Raw genomic sequence first — 17,193 nt, forward strand, 5'->3', positions numbered from 1 at the left:
CTCCCTCGGGAGCGCCCTTTTCTTTTTGGCGTATGCCCATCAATCGTCGTGCAGCAAACCCGAACCGTATTCGCCATAGCTACTGCCCAGCGCGCTGCCATGAAAATTCATCTTGCCGGCGCTGCTGCTGTTGGTCGGCCCCGGACCAAACCCGGAAGGCTGCACCGAGTCGACCGAATAATCATTGCGAGTATGAGGGCTCACACCCGAACAGGCGCTCAACAACACAGCACCAGCCACCAGCGAGACTTTGACGAGGTTTGCGATCATTTTTTTATTCCTGAGGGTTGAGGCGCGGGGACATGACCTTTGTCGTTCATCATAGGCCGGGGCTGGCGTGGAGATCATGAAACTTTTGGGGGTGACAGCGTTGGTTCAGGAACCCTGCGCATCTGGAGACTTTTCATCCTCACTACCCTGCTTTCAACAACTCTTGGCATCCTCGCAGCTCTTCCCCCCAGACTCGCCAAAGCCCCGCAGCCCCAATCCTGATAAACTCCCCCACCTCCCAGCCTCACCGATTCCAGATCCCCCATGTCCATCACCAACGTCGCACCCATCCCGCTCTCCCGCCGTTTCTCCGTCGCGCCCATGATGGATTGGACCGACCGCCACTGCCGTTTCTTCCTGCGCCTGTTGTCGAAAAACGCCCTGCTCTACACCGAAATGGTCACCACCGGTGCGTTGCTCAACGGCGACCACGAGCGCTTCCTGCGCCATAACGAAGCCGAGCACCCGCTGGCGTTGCAGTTGGGCGGCAGTGTGCCGCTGGACTTGGCCGCGTGCGCGCGCATGGCGCAGGAGCATGGGTACGATGAGGTCAACCTGAACGTCGGTTGCCCGAGTGATCGGGTGCAGAACAACATGATCGGCGCGTGCCTGATGGGGCATCCGCAGTTGGTGGCCGATTGCGTGAAGGCGATGCGCGATGCGGTGTCGATTCCGGTGACGGTCAAGCATCGCATCGGCATCAACGGGCGGGACAGCTACGAGGAACTGTGTGATTTCGTCGGCACGGTGCGCGATGCCGGTTGCACCAGTTTTACCGTGCACGCGCGGATTGCGATTCTGGAAGGGTTGTCGCCGAAGGAAAACCGCGACATTCCTCCCCTGCGGTATGACGTGGCGGCCCAGTTGAAGGCGGATTTCCCGGATCTGGAGATCATTCTCAATGGCGGCATCAAGTCGCTTGAAGCCTGCCACGAACATTTGCAGACCTTCGACGGCGTGATGCTGGGCCGCGAGGCGTATCACAACCCTTATGTGATGGCCGAGGTCGATCAGCAGTTGTTCGGCAGCACGGCGCCAGTGATCACTCGTGCCGAGGCGCTCGCACAGTTGCGGCCGTACATCGCCGCGCATATCGAGGCCGGTGGTTCGATGCACCATATCACCCGGCACGTACTGGGCCTGGGCACCGGTTTTCCGGGGGCACGCAAGTTCCGGCAGCTGTTGTCAGTGGATATCCACAAGGCCAAAGATCCATTGGCGTTGCTGGATCAGGCGGCAGCGCTGCTCGATGGGCGTTAACGGTCGGCTGCGTTGAACCTGTGGGGCGTTTGAGTATCGTATTCTTCGATACCATGCCCCGCCTTTCAAACAGCCGATTCTAGGTTGTTGCCACAGGGGCCGTCGATACACACACGCGCCCTTGAGTGGCTGTCAGCGCTCGGGTAATGTCTTCAGACCCATAGGACAGAGCACGCCCATGACTTCCAAGCTGGAACAACTCAAACAAATGACGACCGTGGTTGCCGACACCGGCGACTTCGAAGCTATCGCTCGCGTTAAACCCGTGGACGCCACCACCAACCCTTCGCTGCTGCTCAAGGCCGCGGCGATTCCCGCGTATGCCGAGCTGCTCAATGCCAGCGTCCATGACTGCAAGGGCGATGTCGGCCTGGCCAGCGACCGTTTCGGCGTGGCCGTGGGGCAAGAGATTCTCAAAGTGATTCCGGGCCGTATCTCCACCGAAGTGGATGCGCGTCTGTCGTTCGACACCGATGCCGTGCTCAAGCGTGCGCATCGTCTTATCGAGCTGTACGACGAGGCCGGCATTGGCCGCGACCGCGTGCTAATCAAGATCGCGTCCACCTGGGAAGGCATCCGCGCTGCCGAGATCCTCGAAAAGGAAGGCATCCAGACCAACCTGACGTTGCTGTTCTCCTTTGCCCAGGCCGCCGCCTGTGCCGACGCCGGGGTATTCCTGATCTCGCCGTTCGTGGGCCGGATCTACGACTGGTACAAGAAAGCCAACGGCAACGACTACACCGGCGCGGATGATCCGGGCGTGCAGTCGGTGACGCGCATCTACAACTACTACAAGGCCAATGACTACAAGACCGTGGTCATGGGCGCAAGCTTCCGTAACCTGGGGCAGATCGAACAACTGGCCGGTTGCGATCGCCTGACCATCAGCCCGGACCTGATCGACAAACTGGCCGCGGACACTGGCAAGCTGGAGCGCAAACTGGCGCCTGGCCATGCCGGTGAAGCACGCCTGAACCTCAACGAATCGCAATTCCGCTGGTTGTCCAATGAAGATGCGATGGCGACCGAGAAACTGGCTGAGGGTATTCGCCAGTTCGCTCGGGACCAGGAGAAGCTTGAGGCTCTGTTGCAGGCCAAGCTGTAATCTGAGTGGGTCAATGCAAAAAGGGCGTACCTGTAGGGTTCGCCCTTTTTTTGTGCTCGATTAGGTGCCAGATGATGGTTTAGAGAAAACGATCATCTGTGGCGAGGGGGGGCTTGCCCCTCACCACAAAAGCCCCGCTCTCTGCGGTATCAGTGACGCTCGAGCGCATTCACCAGATCATGAAACGCTTCACGATTGGTGTCGTTCAAACCCATGAGGATCTTGTGCGCTTCCAGCACCTTGATCCGCACCACCTCCTCGGATTGATCCTGATCAGGCAGGTCATCCAGGCATTCCGGGCACGGCACCGGCTTGTCGACGATGTTGAACACCTGCTCGAAGCCCATGGACTGCAACAGCCGCGTGATGTCTTCGTGGGTGGTGACGACGGTCGGCAGCAAGCCGACTTTTTGCCGCGACAGGATCGACAACTTGGCCAGCAGGCCAAGGGTGGTGCTGTCGATGCTGCGGGTTTCGGTCAGATCGATCACGATCGTGTTGAAGTTCAACGCGCTGAAGATCCGCTCAATAGTCGCATCCAACGCCGAACACAGGGTCAGGCGAACTTCACCGACGAACTTCAGGACGAAGGTGCCATCCTGCTCGGCGAACTGGATTCTACCGGTACTCATCAAAGATTCCTGCTCAACACCAACAGGGCGATATCATCCGGCATCTCCCCTAGCGTGGCCAATCCAAAAACCTGCCGCAGCCCATCCAGGGTGCCGCCCGCAGCCTTGACCCGTTGGGGCAATGCCGCTTCTTTCTCTTTGAGTGTGGGTTCTGGCAAAAGGTCCAGAATGCCATCTGACATCAGCGTCAGGCTGAACGTCGGCGGCAGCTCCAGCACGTGATCTTCGTAGGTGGCTTCATTGAAGAGGCCCACCGGCAGACCACGCCCTTCCAGATAACGAACACTGTCGGGTGTGTACAACACTGGCAACGGCAGGTGACCACCGATGCTATAGGTCAACAAACCTGTCTCCTCGTCGATGACTCCACCGACCATTGTGACGTGTTTACCCAGCTTACAACTGATCAGGCCCCGGTTGATATGACCAAGTACCTCTGAAGGCTTGAATTCCGGCAAGGTGCCGCTGCGCTTGGATTCAAACAGCAAGCGCGTGGTCATGAATTTCAACAGCACGGTGACGAAGGCTGAAGAAGCGCCATGGCCGGAAACGTCCGCCAGGTAAAACGCTACCCGACGCTCGTCGACCCGAAAGTAGTCGACAAAATCACCCGACAGGTACAGCGACGGGATGATCTGGTGAGCAAACTTGAACGCGTCGATGGTCCATGGGCTGACCGGCAACATGTTCATCTGCACCTGGCGACCGGCGTTTTGGTCCTCCTGGAGCAGGTTCAGGCTGGCTTCGAGCTCGCGGTTGGCCTTTTCCAGCTTCTCGCGGTAGCGCTGGTTTTCCAGCAGCAGGCGCGCTCGATCCAGGGCCCGGCGAACAGAGTGTTCGAGCACAGCCAGATCTTCGAGAGGCTTGATCAGGTAGTCCGCCGCGCCCAGGCGCAGGGCCTCGACCGCATCGTTCATCACGCCGGCACCCGACACCACGATCACCGGTGTTTGCGGTGACCGCTCAGTGACCTGGCGGATGAGTTCGAGTCCGCCCATCTGCGGCATGCGCAGATCGCAGATGACCAAGTCGGGCTTGTCTTGCTCGAATACCTGAAGACCCTGCTGACCATTGCTGGCCTGCAAGACGCTGAAACCACTGTCTTCCAAATAGGCGGCGAGGCTCGCGCGCACTACTTCGTCATCATCGATTATCAGCAGCGTGGCACTGGTTTTTGGCATGTGGGCAAACGGCGCCAGAATTAGGTTGGCGTAGCAGGCGGGGATTTTGACCCGGCACACACTACTGGATTTGCTTTCTAGCCTCTCTGTCGCACCGCTTTCGGGCATTTGCCCTACACACATGTACACCAGAGGTGCCCTTCTAAGGCGCAGACGGTACTCCCATCCGCGGGGCGTTTCAAGCTCACGCCGATGGTCGCTTGACGTCTTTACTTGTCAAATCACCGAGAGTTATAAGAACCGTCAAATCCGAAACCCAATGGAAGGATCTAACCCATGAGTCAAACCGGCCGAGACTACAGCGAAAAGCGTGATTTCATCCGCATGCGGGTCGACGCCGAGGTGTCGCTGATTCATGAGGGAGATTTGGTGCCAGCCGTCTGCATCGACCTTTCCAGCAGTGGCATGCAGGTCCAGGCACCTCGTCTTTTCAAGGTCGGCGACCGGCTCAACGTACGAATCGACTCCGATCACGCCGCCCTTGAAGGCCTGGAAGCCGACACCGAAGTGGTATGGGTGAAGGAACAGGACGGCGGCAGTCAGAAACTCGGCCTTACAATCTTGAAGATGAAGTAAGCGCTTCGCAGACGAAAAAGGCGGCCCGAAAGCCGCCTTTTCTATTGACTGGTCGACATTAAAAATCGTCTTCAACCTGCCCGTCTTTCACCTTGAACTCACGGTTCTGCAAGTACGCATTGCGGATGAAGGTGTACTTGTCGCCGCTGATCAGCTTCTCGCTCGACAGCAGGCTGGCGCGGGTATCGATCACGTCCAGTGCGTAGAACGAGTTACGCACCGGAATGTCGTTCATATAGCGATACGGGCCCGTGTAGGTGTCGACATACTTGGACGGCGCATCACGCAACGTGCTTGGTCCCAACAGTGGCAGCATCACGTAGGGACCACTGCCGACACCCCAGTAACCCAGGGTCTGGCCGAAGTCTTCGTCGTTGCGATGCAAGCCCATCTTGGTGCCGACATCAATCACGCCGAGCAGGCCAAACGTGGTGTTGAAGATGATGCGTGCGGTATCAACGCCAGCGGCGCGAGGCTTGGCCTGCAGAATATCGTTGGCCAGGTTGCGCACATCACCGATGTTCTGGAAGAAGTTGTGAACGCCGTCTTCGACGAACTGCGGCGTCACGTACTCGTAGCCTTGGGCCAGAGGTTTCAACGCGTAAGTGTCGATGACATCGTTGAACTTGAAAATCGGGCGGTTGACGCTTTCCCAAGGATCCTCTTCCGTGGCTGCCTGTGCAACGAACGGAACCAGCAGGGCACTGGCGCAAACACAAATCCTGGCTAGACGATTGCTCCAGCGCATAGAAAAAACTCCTTGGTTGGTACTGGCGCGGGCGCTTGGCCCGGGCGATAAGCTGGCAAGTATAAGACGTAAACGCCGTTTAACGCACTTTGCACGAAATTCAGGCAATAAGAATCGGGCCAATTGTGGGCGATTCACATCCATGTCACTCAACTGTCATTGTCGCCCGCTAGCCTCCCGTCTATTTCAGGGACGTCCCCATGCCGCTCGCCGAAGCCTTTCCCCAAACTGCATCCAGCCTGACCGCCGTCCTGTTCGGCCTGAGCGGCTGCCTGGTGGATTTCGGCGCGCATACGCATCAGCATTGCAGCCACTCGGCCGAACATGCCGAGGCCACGCCCGGTGCCCTGGACAGCCTGCGCAGCTTGCAGCGCCAGGGGATCCCTTGCGCCTGGCTCGATGAACTGCCCCCTGCCCTCAGCCATTCCCTGGCCGCTGCGCTGCCCGACTGGATCAAACCCTCGCAACACGCCGCAACAAATAATCCATGGCCCGCCCCGCATGCGTGCTGGCAAGCCTTGATGACCCTGAACGTCGAGCGCCTCGACGGCTGCGTGCTGGTGAGCGGCGAGCCACGCTTGCTGCAAGCGGGGCTCAATGCCGGTCTGTGGACCATTGGCCTGGCGTCCTGCGGCTCGCTGTGCGGCTTGGCCCCTGCGCAATGGCAGGCGCTGCCCCAGCAGGAGCGCGATATCAAGCGCGGCAAGGCCACGATGCAACTGTTCGGCCTGGGCGTGCATTCGGTAATCGATCACCTGGGCGAACTCGATACCTGCCTGGCCGATATCAGCCTGCGCCGGCTCAAGGGCGAAAAGCCCTGACCGAGATCATGCACGTTGCGCGCGAGTGGATTAATCTAAAGGTCAGCCATCGACCTTTGGCGCGCCGCCGTGGTCAATGCCAGTGCCTATCGATAAAAGGAAGAACGCCATGCCTGCCCGCGAACTGCAAGAACAGCTCAATGCCCTGCGCGAGCAATTGGAACAGAATCCTCCGTTGTCTGAAGCAGAGCGCGCCGAACTGAACGAGCTCATGCAACAGATCGAACTCAAACTCAAACTTGAACTCGAAACCAAAACCCAGGACGCCAGTTTGGCCGATGGCGTAAACCTGGCCGTAGAACGCTTCGAACTCGAACACCCGACCCTTGCCACCACCCTGCGCAATATTGCGCAGGCATTGGGCAACATGGGGATTTAAACCCACCGAATGCAAAAAAGCCCTGCTAGCGATAGCAGGGCTTTTTCATTTCATACGACTGGCAATGCAAATCCCCCTGTGGGAGCGGGCTTGCTCGCGAAAGCGGCCTCACATTCAACATCGTAGTGAATGGATTGACGCTTTCGCTGGCAAGCCAGCGCCTACAAGGTTTCGTTACTGGCGGGCCAGGCGGTGGTTCGGCAGTTGTACGGCTTCGGTGCTGCGGTACGGGTTGATGTCCAGCCCGCCGCGACGCACGTAACGCGCATACACGGTGAGTTTCTCCGGTTTCAACAAGCGCTGCAGGTCGAGGAAGATCCGCTCCACACACTGCTCATGGAAATCCGAATGCTGGCGGAAGCTGACGATGTACTCGAGCAAACTCGCGTGATCCAGCGCCGCGCCCCGGTACTCCACCGCCACGCTGCCCCAGTCCGGCTGGCTGGTGACCGGGCAGTTGGACTTGAGCAAATGGCTGTGCACGCTCTCCTCGACAACCCGCGAATCATCGCAGCGCAGCAGTTCCGGCCGTGGCTGCTCGTAGTTGCTGACGCTGATATCCAGGTCATCGATGCACACACCCGGCAAGGCCACGACGCCCTCGCTCTCGACATCCTTGAGGCTGCGAATGCGCACACCCACCGGCTTGCCAGCGGCCGCCGACAAGTCCTTGACCAGCGTCGCTTCGAGGCTCGCGGTGTCGGCAAACGGCGTCTGGTTCAGCGAGTTGAGGTACAGCTTGAACGACTTCGACTCGATGATGTTCGGCGAATCCGCCGCAATGCTGAACTCGCCGATCGCCACCACGGGCTTGCCCGACGGCAGTAGCCAGGACAGCTCGAAGCAGTTCCAGAAGTCCACGCCTTTATACGGCAGGGTTTGCGCCGTCAGGCCCAGTTCCGCCCACTTCGCGGTGCGCGGGATCGGGAACAGCAAGGACGGCGTGTAAGTGGCGATGTATTCGCTGGACTTGCCCAGCGGCGAGTGTTCGGCTGCGGGATGCATGGCGGAAACCTGACTGAAGAATCAGCGGATTCTATCAGCCTTTGCTCACGCCTTTGAGTGCTTACTGACTGACAGTCAATTTGCCGACCATGCCCGCCTGATAATGGCCAGGAATGTTGCAGGCAAATTCAAGGTTGGTGGCTTTGCTGAAAGTCCAGGTCAGCTCCGCGGTCTTGCCCGGCTCAACCAGCACGCTGTTCGGGTCGTCATGCTTCATGCCGTGATCCATTTGGCTATGATCCATGCCGGCCATGTCACCGTGGCCCATGGCTTTGATACCGGTGGGTGTCAGCATGCCGTCCTGTTGCATTTGCAGCATTTCCTGCTGGTGCTTGGCATGCATCGCCGCATCGCCCAAGTTGAACTCATGCAACAGCTGGCCTTTGTTGACCAACACGAAGCGCACGGTCTCCCCGGCCTTGATGTCGATCGCCTTCGGCGTGAAAGAGATGTCTTCCATCACCACCTCGACACTGCGAGTGGCCTTGGCTGCCGGGGCCGGTTGACCGAAATCGTAGGTATGCCCGGCGTCCGCCCACACCGGCGAACTCAGCGCCAGCACACCCACGATTGACGCCACAGATTTGCGTAAAAACATCGTCGTACTCCAACAAGATAAAGCTCAGCCTGCGGAAAACTCTAAACTGCTGGCACTGCCCGTAACCTGACAGCCAGATTACAACTTTGTCAGATTGATCTGTATGAACGCGGCGCACGGTATAAAGCGTTCGCTCCATTTGCCATGAGTTGCCCATGAAACTGCTGATCGTCGAAGACCAACCGAAAACCGGCCATTACCTGCGCCAGGGCCTGGCCGAGGCCGGGTTCAACACGGAGCTGGTGGCCGACGGCAACACTGGCCAGCAATTGGCACTGAGCGGCGAGTATGCCCTGCTGATTCTCGATGTGATGCTGCCCGGTCGTGATGGCTGGCAGATACTGCAAGCGCTGCGCGGTGCTGGTTTGGATACGCCGGTACTTTTTCTGACGGCGCGCGATGCTGTGGAGGACAGGGTTCACGGCCTCGAACTGGGTGCCGACGATTATCTGGTCAAGCCGTTTGCCTTCTCCGAGCTGCTGGCCAGGGTCCGCAGCCTGTTGCGTCGAGGCAGTGCCACGCCGCAGGAAACCAGCCTGCAACTGGCTGACTTGCGCCTGGACCTGCTCCGTCGCCGGGTCGAACGCAGCGGCCAGCGCATCGACCTGACCGTCAAGGAATTCGCCCTGCTGGAAATGCTCCTGCGTCGCCAAGGCGAAGTCCTGCCCAAGTCGCTGATTGCCTCCCAGGTCTGGGACATGAATTTCGACAGCGACACCAATGTCATCGAGGTCGCGATTCGCCGCTTGCGCCTGAAGATCGACGATGAATTCCCCAACAAACTGATCCACACCGTGCGCGGCATGGGTTACGTGCTTGAAGAGCGCCCCGCCTGATGCGTCGACTGTCATTGAGCAGCCGCTTGGCGCTGCTGTTTGCCGCGTGCACCGCCGTGGTGTCGTTGTTCGCCGGCGTGTTGTTCAGCCGCGCCAGCGAGGTGCACTTCGTGGAACTCGACCAGCAATTGCTGGATAGCAAACTGATTGGTTTGCGTCGCGCCCTGCATGATTTTCAGTCCAGTGACAGTCAAGAGAAACTGGCCGAGGAATTGAGCCGACAGGCTGACCTTTCCCTGCGCATCACCGGCAGCGACGGCCAGCGCTGGTACGATAGCTCGACCAACATCCCGTCGACTTTGCCGCCTCAGCCCGGATTGTCGACGGTGAGCCATGACGGCACGGATTACCGCGTGCTGAATGCACCGCTGTTTGCCGATAAACCGCAGTCACCGCAGTTGACCCTGCTGCTGGATATCACCCACCACCAGCATTTCCTGCAACGCATGCAGCACCTGATCTGGCTCACCGTCGGCCTGTCCGCCCTGGCCACTGCACTGCTGGGCGCCTGGGCGGCACGCAGCGGCTTGCGCCCATTGCGGCGGATCAGTGCAATCGCCAGCGGTGTTTCTGCGCAATCGCTGAAGGCGCGGCTGCCGGAAGAAAATCTGCCGCCGGAGCTGGCGGAAATGGCTCACAGCTTCAACGCCATGCTCGGACGCCTCGACGACTCGTTTCAGCGCCTGTCCGCGTTCTCCGCCGACATCGCCCACGAACTGCGCACGCCACTGTCGAACCTGCTGACCCATACCCAGGTCACCCTTACCCGCCCTCGTCCGCTGGAAGACTACCGCGAAGCGCTGCACAGCAATCTCGAAGAACTGCAATGGATGGCGCAACTGGTCAACGACATGCTCTACCTGGCCAAGGCCGACCATGGGTTACTGGTGCCCAAGCGTGAATCGCTGGAACTGGCGGATGAGACGGATTTGTTGCTGGAGTTTTTCGCGCCGCTGGCCGAAGACGCCCAAGTGAGCTTAAGCCGCGACGGCCACGCTCGAATCGAAGGCGACCGCAGCATGCTGCGAAGGGCGCTGTCCAACCTGCTGGACAACGCGCTGCGCTTCACCCCGGCCGAGGGCACGGTTCAGGTCAGGATTACCGAGCATGCCCATGGCTTGAGCCTGCAAGTGGAGAACTCGGGAAGCGGTATTGATCCGCAAGTGCTGCCGCGTTTGTTTGACCGTTTTTATCGGGCCGATCCGGCACGTCGCGAAGGCAGCAGTGAACATGCGGGGTTGGGGTTGGCGATCACCCAGTCGATCATTCGTGCCCATGGTGGGCAGATTCGTTGCAAATCTGAAAACGGGGGGACGCGGTTTGTGATCGAGTTGCCAAGGGGGGATTGAGGCCGGCAATACCGGCCTGCTTCACCTGTAGGAGCTGGCTTGCCAGCGATAGCGGTTTCCAAAAAGCATTGAGATTGGCTGACCGGCCTCTTCGCTGGCAAGCCAGCTCCTACGAAGAGCTGGCGGTGTCAGGCCTTACGAGTAACGCAATGCGTGAGCCGGCTCGATCTTCGCCGCTCGCCACGCCGGGTAAACCGTCGCCAGGAAGCTCAGGATAAAGCCCGCCGAACAGATCAACACCACATCACCCGTTTGCAGCTCGGATGGCAGATTGCTGACGAAATACACGTCGGAACTGAAGATGTGCTGCCCGGTGACCCGCTCGATCCAGCCGACCATCTCGCTGACGTTCAGCGCGGCAATCACCCCCAGCACGCCGCCAATCAGCGTGCCGACGATACCAATCACAGTGCCCTGCACCATGAAGATCGCCATGATCTGCCGCGGCGTGGCGCCGATGGTGCGCAGGATCGCGATGTCCGCGCCCTTGTCGTTCACCACCATGATCAGGGTCGCGATGATGTTGAACGCCGCCACCGCAACGATCATCAGCAACAGCAGGCCGATCATGGTCTTTTCCATTTTCATCGCGCTGAACAGGCTGCCCTGGGTGTGAGTCCAGTCGTCAGCCTTGTAGGCGGCGCCCAGTCCCGTGGCGATGTCGCTGGAGACTTGCGGCGCGGCATACAGGTCCTTCACCGCCAGGCGCACGCTCTGTACCTGGTTCGGCTCCCAATGCTGCATCTGCGCAGCGTCGGCCATGTGGATCAGCGCCATGGTGCCGTCCAGCTCGGCGCCAACCTTGAACACACCGACCACATTCAGGCGCTGCATGCGCGGCGTGATGCCGCCCGGTGCATTGCTGACTTCCGGTACGATCAGGGTGATTTTGTCGCCCACGTTCAAGCGGAAACGCCGCGCCGTGATCTCGCCGATCACCACGCCGAATTCACCCGGCATCAGTGCGTCAAGACTGCCCTGGACAATGTGCTTGGCAACGATCGACACCTGACCTTCCAGCGCCGGGTCGACACCGCTAACCTGGATCGGCTGCATCGACCCCTTGTAGGACAGCATGCCTTCCATCTCGGTAAACGGCACCGCCGCCGTCACTTCCGGGTTTTTCATCGCCGCTGCGGCGACAGGTTTCCAGTCGTCAATCGGGTTGACGCCGACGAGGGTGGCGTGGGGCACCATGCCGAGGATGCGCGAGCTCATTTCGCGCTGGAAACCGTTCATCACCGACAGCACCACGATCATCGCCAGCACGCCGAGGGCGAGGCCGATCATCGAGGTCATCGAGATGAAAGATACAAAGCGATTGCGGCGCTTGGCGCGGGTATAGCGCGTGCCGATAAAGATCGATAACGGTCTGAACATTCGCTGGGGCACCGTATAAAAATAAATGACCCGACTCCTTTTCAGGCATCGGGTTTCAACCCGTCAGATGGGTGTGAGGCAACCTTCCTGCAAATGCAGGACGCGGTCCATCTGGCGGGCCAGGTTCATGTCGTGGGTCACCACCAGGAACGCCGTGCGCATCGAAGTGCTGAGTTCCAGCATCAAGTCCTGGATGCCTTGCGCGGTGTGCGAGTCGAGGTTGCCGGTTGGCTCATCGAGCATCACCAGGCCTGGTGTGTTCACCAGGGCGCGGGCGATGGCCACGCGCTGGCGCTCGCCACCTGACAATTCAGCCGGTTTGTGCTCCAGGCGATGGCCCAGCCCGACCCGCTCCAGCAGCGCCGTGGCACGCTGGCGCGCTTCGGGGATCGCGGTCTTGCCGATCAGCAGCGGCATGCAGACGTTTTCCAGCGCAGTGAATTCCGGCAACAGGTGATGGAACTGGTAGACGAAGCCGAGGGCACGGTTGCGCAGCAGGCCGCGCTTCTTCTCGCTCAAGGCCGACAGTTCTTCACCGTCAAGCCAGACGCTGCCCTTGGTCGGCGTATCGAGGCCGCCCAGCAGGTTGAGCAAGGTACTTTTGCCCGAACCCGACTTGCCGACAATCGCCACGCGCTCGCCCGGGTGCATTTCCAGTTGCAGCCCGGCCAGGACCTCTACCGATTCCGGACCTTCCTCGTAGGATTTGCCCAGGTTGCGGCAGCTCAAGATTGCTTTATCACTCATGCCCGACTCACTCATAACGTAGCGCCTCCGCCGGCTGGGTGCGCGCGGCACGCCAGGCGGGATACAAGGTGGCGAGGAAACTCAGGACCAACGCCGCAGAACAGACCATCACCACGTCCTGGCTCTGCACTTGCGACGGCAGGTAATCGATGAAATACACATCGGCGTTGAGGAATTTGTGGCCGATCAGGCCTTCCAGCGCCGAGATCGCGGCACTGACGTTCAGCGCAGCGAAGATGCCGACCACGGCGCCAATGGCCGTACCGACCACGCCAATGACAGTGCCTTGCACCATGAACGTGCGCATGATCGTGCCCGGTGTGGCGCCCAGCGTGCGCAGGATCGCGATGTCGCCCTTCTTGTCATTCACCACCATCACCAACGTGGAAATGATGTTGAAGGCTGCGACCGCAACGATCAGCAGCAACAGCAGGCCAATCATGGCTTTTTCCATGCGGATCGCCTGATAAAGATTGCCGTGGGTGCGGGTCCAGTCGCGGGCGTAGTAGCGGTCTTCACCGAGATCACGGGCGATGGTCCACGCGGTGCGCGGCGCCTGGAACAGGTCGTCGAACTTCAGGCGCAGGCCCTGCACCTGATCCGGCTTCCAGCGATGCAGCCGGGCCAGATCCTGCAGGTTGGTGACGCCCAGGTAACCATCGAGTTCACCGGCGCCGACATGGAAGATGCCAACCACGGTGAAGCGCTTCATGCGCGGGAACATCCCGGCCGGGGTCACGGTGACTTCCGGCGCGACGAAGGTCAGCTTGTCGCCAATCGCCGCACCGAGCTTGGCCGCGGCCTTGTCGCCGATGACGATGCCGAACTCACCCGGCACCAGGTCGTCGAGCTTACCCTGCTGCATGAAGTGATCAATGATCGACACATTGCGCTCCAGCGCCGGGTCGATGGCATTGAGCAGGACTTTGGAGACCTTGCCGTTATTGGTCAGCAACCCCTGCATCTGGGTAAACGGCGCCACCGCCGTCACTTGAGGGTTCTGCTTGACCTTGGCGGCCAGGCTTTGCCAATCGCTGATCGGCTCGCCGGACTCGATGGTCGCGTGGGGCACCATGCCCAGCACGCGGGTGCGCATCTCATGATCGAAGCCGTTCATCACCGACAACACCACGATCATCACGACCACGCCAAGGGCGAGCCCGATCATCGAAGTCAGGGAAATGAATGACACAAAATGATTGCGACGCTTTGCACGGGTGTAACGCGTGCCGATAAAAACGAAGAGAGGTCTGAACATGTCGGGGCTTGTTCGGAGGGAAAAGGAACGTCCTTGTGGCGGGGGTCGATAACCAGCTTTACACTCAGACCACCGCCGCTACCATGGGTTCGCCATGTCGACATTAGATGAAGAAGATCGCCGCGAATACTACCGTATCGAGGATACGATCGCACTGGAAATTCGGCCCCTGTCCGCTACCGAAGCCACAGGCCAGGAAGTGTTGCAGGATGCTTCCCCACTCTTCAACTTGCTCAGCGAACTGCACCTGAGCGAATTCGAGTCGCAACACCTGTTGCGCCAGATCAGCGAACGCGACCGCAACATTGCGGCATTCTTGAAATCCCAGAACAAACGCATCGATTTACTGAGCCAGGTGATTGCCATCACCGTGCTCGGGCAGATCGGCGAGCCGCAGCCGGTGATCATTTCCGAAGGCGGCCTCGACTTCCAGCACCCCACGCCGATTGCCGCCGATTCACGCCTGTCGGTCAAACTGGTGTTGATGCCGCAAGCCCTGGGCCTGTTGCTACGCGCCCGCGTCACCCATTGCGACCGCAAGGGCGATGGCTACGACGTTGGCACCGAGTTCGAACACATCACTGACGCCCAGCGCCAACTGCTGGCGCGCCACATCTTGCAGAAGCAGGCCCAGGAACGACGTCTGGCCCGCGAACAGCTTGAATCAGGCAATTAAATTAAGGAAGAACCGTGACCCTCATCTACGGCCATCGCGGCGCCAAGGGCGAAGCACCGGAAAACACCCTGACCAGCTTTCAGGAATGTCTCAAGCACGGCGTGCGTCGCTGCGAACTGGACCTGCACCTGTCCAAGGACGGCGAGCTGATGGTCATCCACGACCCGACCCTCAAGCGCACCACTGACCGACGCGGCAAGGTCGCCGAGCACACGGCGGCGGAGCTGGTGACGTACGACGCGCGCAAGGGGGGGCCGGGCTGGATCAAGCCGTGCCCGATTCCGACGCTGGAAGAACTGTTCGAGAAATGCGACTTCGATCACTGGCAACTGGAAGTCAAAAGCGCATCACGGATGCGTGCCGCGACCACCGTCCTGGCGATTCGCGAAATGGCGCAGCGTCATGGCCTGATGGACAAAGTGACCATCACCTCAAGTTCACGGGAAGTCTTGAAGGCTGCGCTGGAGCTGGTGCCGGACGTGTCCCGCGGTTTGGTGGCCGAGTATGCCTGGCTCGATCCGCTGAAAGTGGCGGCCAGTTACGGCTGTGAGATTCTGGCGCTGAACTGGACCCTGTGCACGCCGGAACGCCTGCAACGGGCGCAGCGTCAGGGGCTGCATGTGTCGGTGTGGACCGTCAACGAACCTGCGCTGATGCGCAGGCTCGCCGACTTCGGCGTTGACAGCCTGATTACAGACTTTCCCGGTTTGGCCACTGCCACGCTCGAGAATTGCTGAAATCGGTCTCCCCGGCCGGCTCAGGCCACCGGCCGGAGCCCGTCAAAAAAGCCGGTTGAGGCCGTCGTACGCCGCGACCCGATAGGCTTCGGCCATGGTCGGGTAGTTGAACGTGGTGTTGACGAAGTACTTCAACGTGTTCTGTTCACCCGGCTGATTCATGATCGCCTGGCCGATGTGCACGATCTCCGACGCCTGGTAACCAAAGCAGTGAACGCCCAGCACTTCCAGGGTTTCACGGTGGAACAGGATCTTCAGCATGCCTTGCGGCTCGCCGGCAATCTGCGCACGCGCCATGCTCTTGAAGAACGCCTTGCCCACTTCGTACGGCACCTTGGCCTGGGTCAGTTCTTGCTCGTTCTTGCCGATCGAGCTGATCTCCGGAATGGTGTAGATGCCGGTCGGCACGTCATTCACGAAACGCCAGCTACCGTTATCGACGATGCTGCCAGCAGCCGAACGGCCCTGGTCGTGGGCGGCACTGGCCAGGCTCGGCCACCCGATCACGTCGCCGGCGCCGTAGATGTTCGGCACGCAGGTGCGGTACGCCTCGTCGACTTCGATCTGGCCACGGCTGTTGACCTTGACCCCGATGTTTTCCAGGCCCAACTGATCGGTGTTGCCGGTCCGGCCGTTGCACCAGAGCAAGGCGTCGGCCTTGATCTTCTTGCCGGACTTGAGGTGCAGGATCACGCCGTTGTCCACGCCTTCGACGCGGTCATACTCTTCGTTGTGGCGAACGGTGATGTTGTTGTTGCTGAAGTGATAGCTCAGGGCCTGGGAGATTTCCGAATCGAGGAAGCTCAGCAACTGGCCACGGTTGTCCACCAGCTCAACCAGTACACCCAGGCCGCTGAAGATCGAGGCGTATTCGCAACCGATCACGCCGGCGCCGTAAACGATGAGTTTGCGCGGAGTGTGGCCGAGGCTGAGGATGGTGTCGCTATCGTAGATACGCGGGTGGTGGAAATCGATGTCCGCCGGGCGATACGGACGCGAACCGGTGGCGATGATGATGTGCTTGGCCACCAGTTTCTCGACCACGCCATTGGCGCAGACCACTTCGATGGTTTGCTCGTCGGCGAAGCTGCCGGTGCCGAAGAACACGTCGACACGGTTACGGGCGTAATAGCCGGTACGCGAAGCGACTTGCTTGGAGATGACTTTCTCGGCGCTTTTCAACACGTCCGGGAACGAGAACCAGCGCGGTTCACCAATGGCCCGGAACATCGGGTTGGTGTTGAACTGCATGATCTGCCGCACCGAGTGACGCAGTGCCTTGGACGGGATGGTGCCCAAGTGAGTGCAGTTGCCGCCGACCTGGCGACGGCTATCGACCATCGCCACCTTGCGCCCTGCCTTGGCAGCGTTCATTGCCGCGCCTTCCCCCGCCGGGCCGGAACCCAACACCACCACGTCGTAGTTGTAGACAGCCATGCGTACTCCTCAGAACAGGCCGCGGCACCCTCGGCACCTGCGGCTAAATCACGCCCAAGTGTGGCGTGAAGGAACAATTTGGGGCCAGTGCAGAACCCGGACACAGTCTATAGAAGCGTCAACGCCGCGCACATTAACCCTTGGTCGCGTCGTAGGCTACTTTTGCCTGCACTACAACGCCAGTTTTCAATGCTCAAA

The 17,193-nt window shown here is 59.9% G+C and carries 19 protein-coding genes; 9 read left to right on the forward strand and 10 right to left on the reverse strand.

Annotated elements, in window-relative coordinates; genetic code table 11:
- Positions 1-39 precede the first annotated feature (39 nt).
- Complete coding sequence (locus J1D76_RS04730) at positions 40-270, reverse strand: hypothetical protein (protein ID WP_421137255.1); 231 nt, start codon at positions 268-270, stop codon at positions 40-42.
- A 264-nt stretch (positions 271-534) separates the two neighbouring features.
- On the opposite strand from J1D76_RS04730, the gene dusA reads away from it, so the two are divergent.
- Positions 535-1,530 carry a tRNA dihydrouridine(20/20a) synthase DusA gene (gene dusA / locus J1D76_RS04735; RefSeq protein WP_421137256.1) on the forward strand — a complete coding sequence of 332 codons (996 nt, stop codon included), beginning with the start codon at positions 535-537 and terminating at the stop codon, positions 1,528-1,530.
- A 178-nt stretch (positions 1,531-1,708) separates the two neighbouring features.
- On the forward strand, positions 1,709-2,635 hold the full coding sequence (gene tal, locus J1D76_RS04740; RefSeq protein WP_421137257.1) for a transaldolase: 927 nt from the start codon (positions 1,709-1,711) through the stop codon (positions 2,633-2,635).
- A 149-nt stretch (positions 2,636-2,784) separates the two neighbouring features.
- Here the strand turns inward: tal and rssC are convergent, their stop codons facing one another.
- Complete coding sequence (rssC, locus tag J1D76_RS04745) at positions 2,785-3,267, reverse strand: anti-sigma factor antagonist RssC (RefSeq protein WP_046038063.1); 483 nt, start codon at positions 3,265-3,267, stop codon at positions 2,785-2,787.
- On the reverse strand, positions 3,267-4,448 hold the full coding sequence (gene rssB / locus J1D76_RS04750) for a two-component system response regulator RssB (RefSeq protein WP_421137258.1): 1,182 nt from the start codon (positions 4,446-4,448) through the stop codon (positions 3,267-3,269). Before rssB ends, rssC begins: the two co-directional genes overlap by 1 nt.
- 276 nt (positions 4,449-4,724) lie before the next feature.
- On the opposite strand from rssB, the gene J1D76_RS04755 reads away from it, so the two are divergent.
- Positions 4,725-5,024 (forward strand): PilZ domain-containing protein, encoded by a 300-nt coding sequence (locus J1D76_RS04755; protein ID WP_421137259.1) that lies wholly within the window; start codon positions 4,725-4,727, stop codon positions 5,022-5,024.
- Positions 5,025-5,082: 58 nt separating this feature from the next.
- On the opposite strand, the gene J1D76_RS04760 is transcribed toward J1D76_RS04755, so the two are convergent.
- Positions 5,083-5,772 carry a VacJ family lipoprotein gene (locus J1D76_RS04760; RefSeq protein ID WP_421137260.1) on the reverse strand — a complete coding sequence of 230 codons (690 nt, stop codon included), beginning with the start codon at positions 5,770-5,772 and terminating at the stop codon, positions 5,083-5,085.
- A 200-nt stretch (positions 5,773-5,972) separates the two neighbouring features.
- Here J1D76_RS04760 and J1D76_RS04765 point away from each other — a divergent pair, with 200 nt between their 5' ends.
- Entirely contained in the window at positions 5,973-6,593 is a 621-nt protein-coding gene (locus tag J1D76_RS04765; protein ID WP_421137261.1) for an HAD family phosphatase, read from the forward strand.
- A 109-nt stretch (positions 6,594-6,702) separates the two neighbouring features.
- The gene (locus J1D76_RS04770; RefSeq protein ID WP_421137262.1) at positions 6,703-6,972 is read left to right on the forward strand and encodes a DUF4404 family protein; all 270 of its coding nucleotides are present in this window, start codon (positions 6,703-6,705) and stop codon (positions 6,970-6,972) included.
- A gap of 174 nt (positions 6,973-7,146) precedes the next feature.
- Here J1D76_RS04770 and queF read toward each other — a convergent pair whose 3' ends face one another.
- Both queF and J1D76_RS04780 read right to left on the reverse strand, forming a co-directional pair.
- On the reverse strand, positions 7,147-7,977 hold the full coding sequence (gene queF / locus J1D76_RS04775) for an NADPH-dependent 7-cyano-7-deazaguanine reductase QueF (RefSeq protein ID WP_421137263.1): 831 nt from the start codon (positions 7,975-7,977) through the stop codon (positions 7,147-7,149).
- 61 nt (positions 7,978-8,038) lie between these two features.
- Positions 8,039-8,575, reverse strand: a complete 537-nt coding sequence (locus tag J1D76_RS04780) for a cupredoxin domain-containing protein (RefSeq protein WP_421137264.1) — start codon at positions 8,573-8,575, stop codon at positions 8,039-8,041.
- 155 nt (positions 8,576-8,730) lie between these two features.
- Here J1D76_RS04780 and J1D76_RS04785 point away from each other — a divergent pair, with 155 nt between their 5' ends.
- Entirely contained in the window at positions 8,731-9,411 is a 681-nt protein-coding gene (locus tag J1D76_RS04785) for a heavy metal response regulator transcription factor (protein ID WP_421137265.1), read from the forward strand.
- Positions 9,411-10,760, forward strand: coding sequence for a heavy metal sensor histidine kinase (locus J1D76_RS04790; protein ID WP_421137266.1), 1,350 nt, complete (start codon positions 9,411-9,413; stop codon positions 10,758-10,760). Before J1D76_RS04785 ends, J1D76_RS04790 begins: the two co-directional genes overlap by 1 nt.
- Positions 10,761-10,895: 135 nt before the next feature.
- Here the strand turns inward: J1D76_RS04790 and J1D76_RS04795 are convergent, their stop codons facing one another.
- From J1D76_RS04795 to J1D76_RS04805, 3 genes are all read right to left on the reverse strand, one after another.
- Positions 10,896-12,140 carry a lipoprotein-releasing ABC transporter permease subunit gene (locus J1D76_RS04795; protein WP_421137267.1) on the reverse strand — a complete coding sequence of 415 codons (1,245 nt, stop codon included), beginning with the start codon at positions 12,138-12,140 and terminating at the stop codon, positions 10,896-10,898.
- 63 nt (positions 12,141-12,203) lie between these two features.
- Positions 12,204-12,887 (reverse strand): lipoprotein-releasing ABC transporter ATP-binding protein LolD, encoded by a 684-nt coding sequence (lolD, locus tag J1D76_RS04800; protein ID WP_217837690.1) that lies wholly within the window; start codon positions 12,885-12,887, stop codon positions 12,204-12,206.
- 7 nt (positions 12,888-12,894) lie between these two features.
- Positions 12,895-14,145 carry a lipoprotein-releasing ABC transporter permease subunit gene (locus J1D76_RS04805; protein WP_421137268.1) on the reverse strand — a complete coding sequence of 417 codons (1,251 nt, stop codon included), beginning with the start codon at positions 14,143-14,145 and terminating at the stop codon, positions 12,895-12,897.
- A gap of 94 nt (positions 14,146-14,239) precedes the next feature.
- On the opposite strand from J1D76_RS04805, the gene J1D76_RS04810 reads away from it, so the two are divergent.
- Positions 14,240-14,821 carry a PilZ domain-containing protein gene (locus tag J1D76_RS04810; protein ID WP_421137269.1) on the forward strand — a complete coding sequence of 194 codons (582 nt, stop codon included), beginning with the start codon at positions 14,240-14,242 and terminating at the stop codon, positions 14,819-14,821.
- A gap of 14 nt (positions 14,822-14,835) precedes the next feature.
- Positions 14,836-15,558: a glycerophosphodiester phosphodiesterase gene (locus tag J1D76_RS04815; RefSeq protein WP_421137270.1), complete on the forward strand. Its 723-nt coding sequence runs from the start codon at positions 14,836-14,838 to the stop codon at positions 15,556-15,558.
- Between the two features lie 42 nt (positions 15,559-15,600).
- Here the strand turns inward: J1D76_RS04815 and sthA are convergent, their stop codons facing one another.
- Positions 15,601-16,995 carry a Si-specific NAD(P)(+) transhydrogenase gene (gene sthA, locus J1D76_RS04820; protein WP_007972111.1) on the reverse strand — a complete coding sequence of 465 codons (1,395 nt, stop codon included), beginning with the start codon at positions 16,993-16,995 and terminating at the stop codon, positions 15,601-15,603.
- Between the last annotated feature and the right edge of the window lie 198 nt (positions 16,996-17,193).

Origin of the sequence: Pseudomonas sp. NFX15 (assembly GCF_049132105.1) — a bacterium.
In the GTDB taxonomy this organism is placed as follows: Bacteria; Pseudomonadota; Gammaproteobacteria; order Pseudomonadales; family Pseudomonadaceae; genus Aquipseudomonas.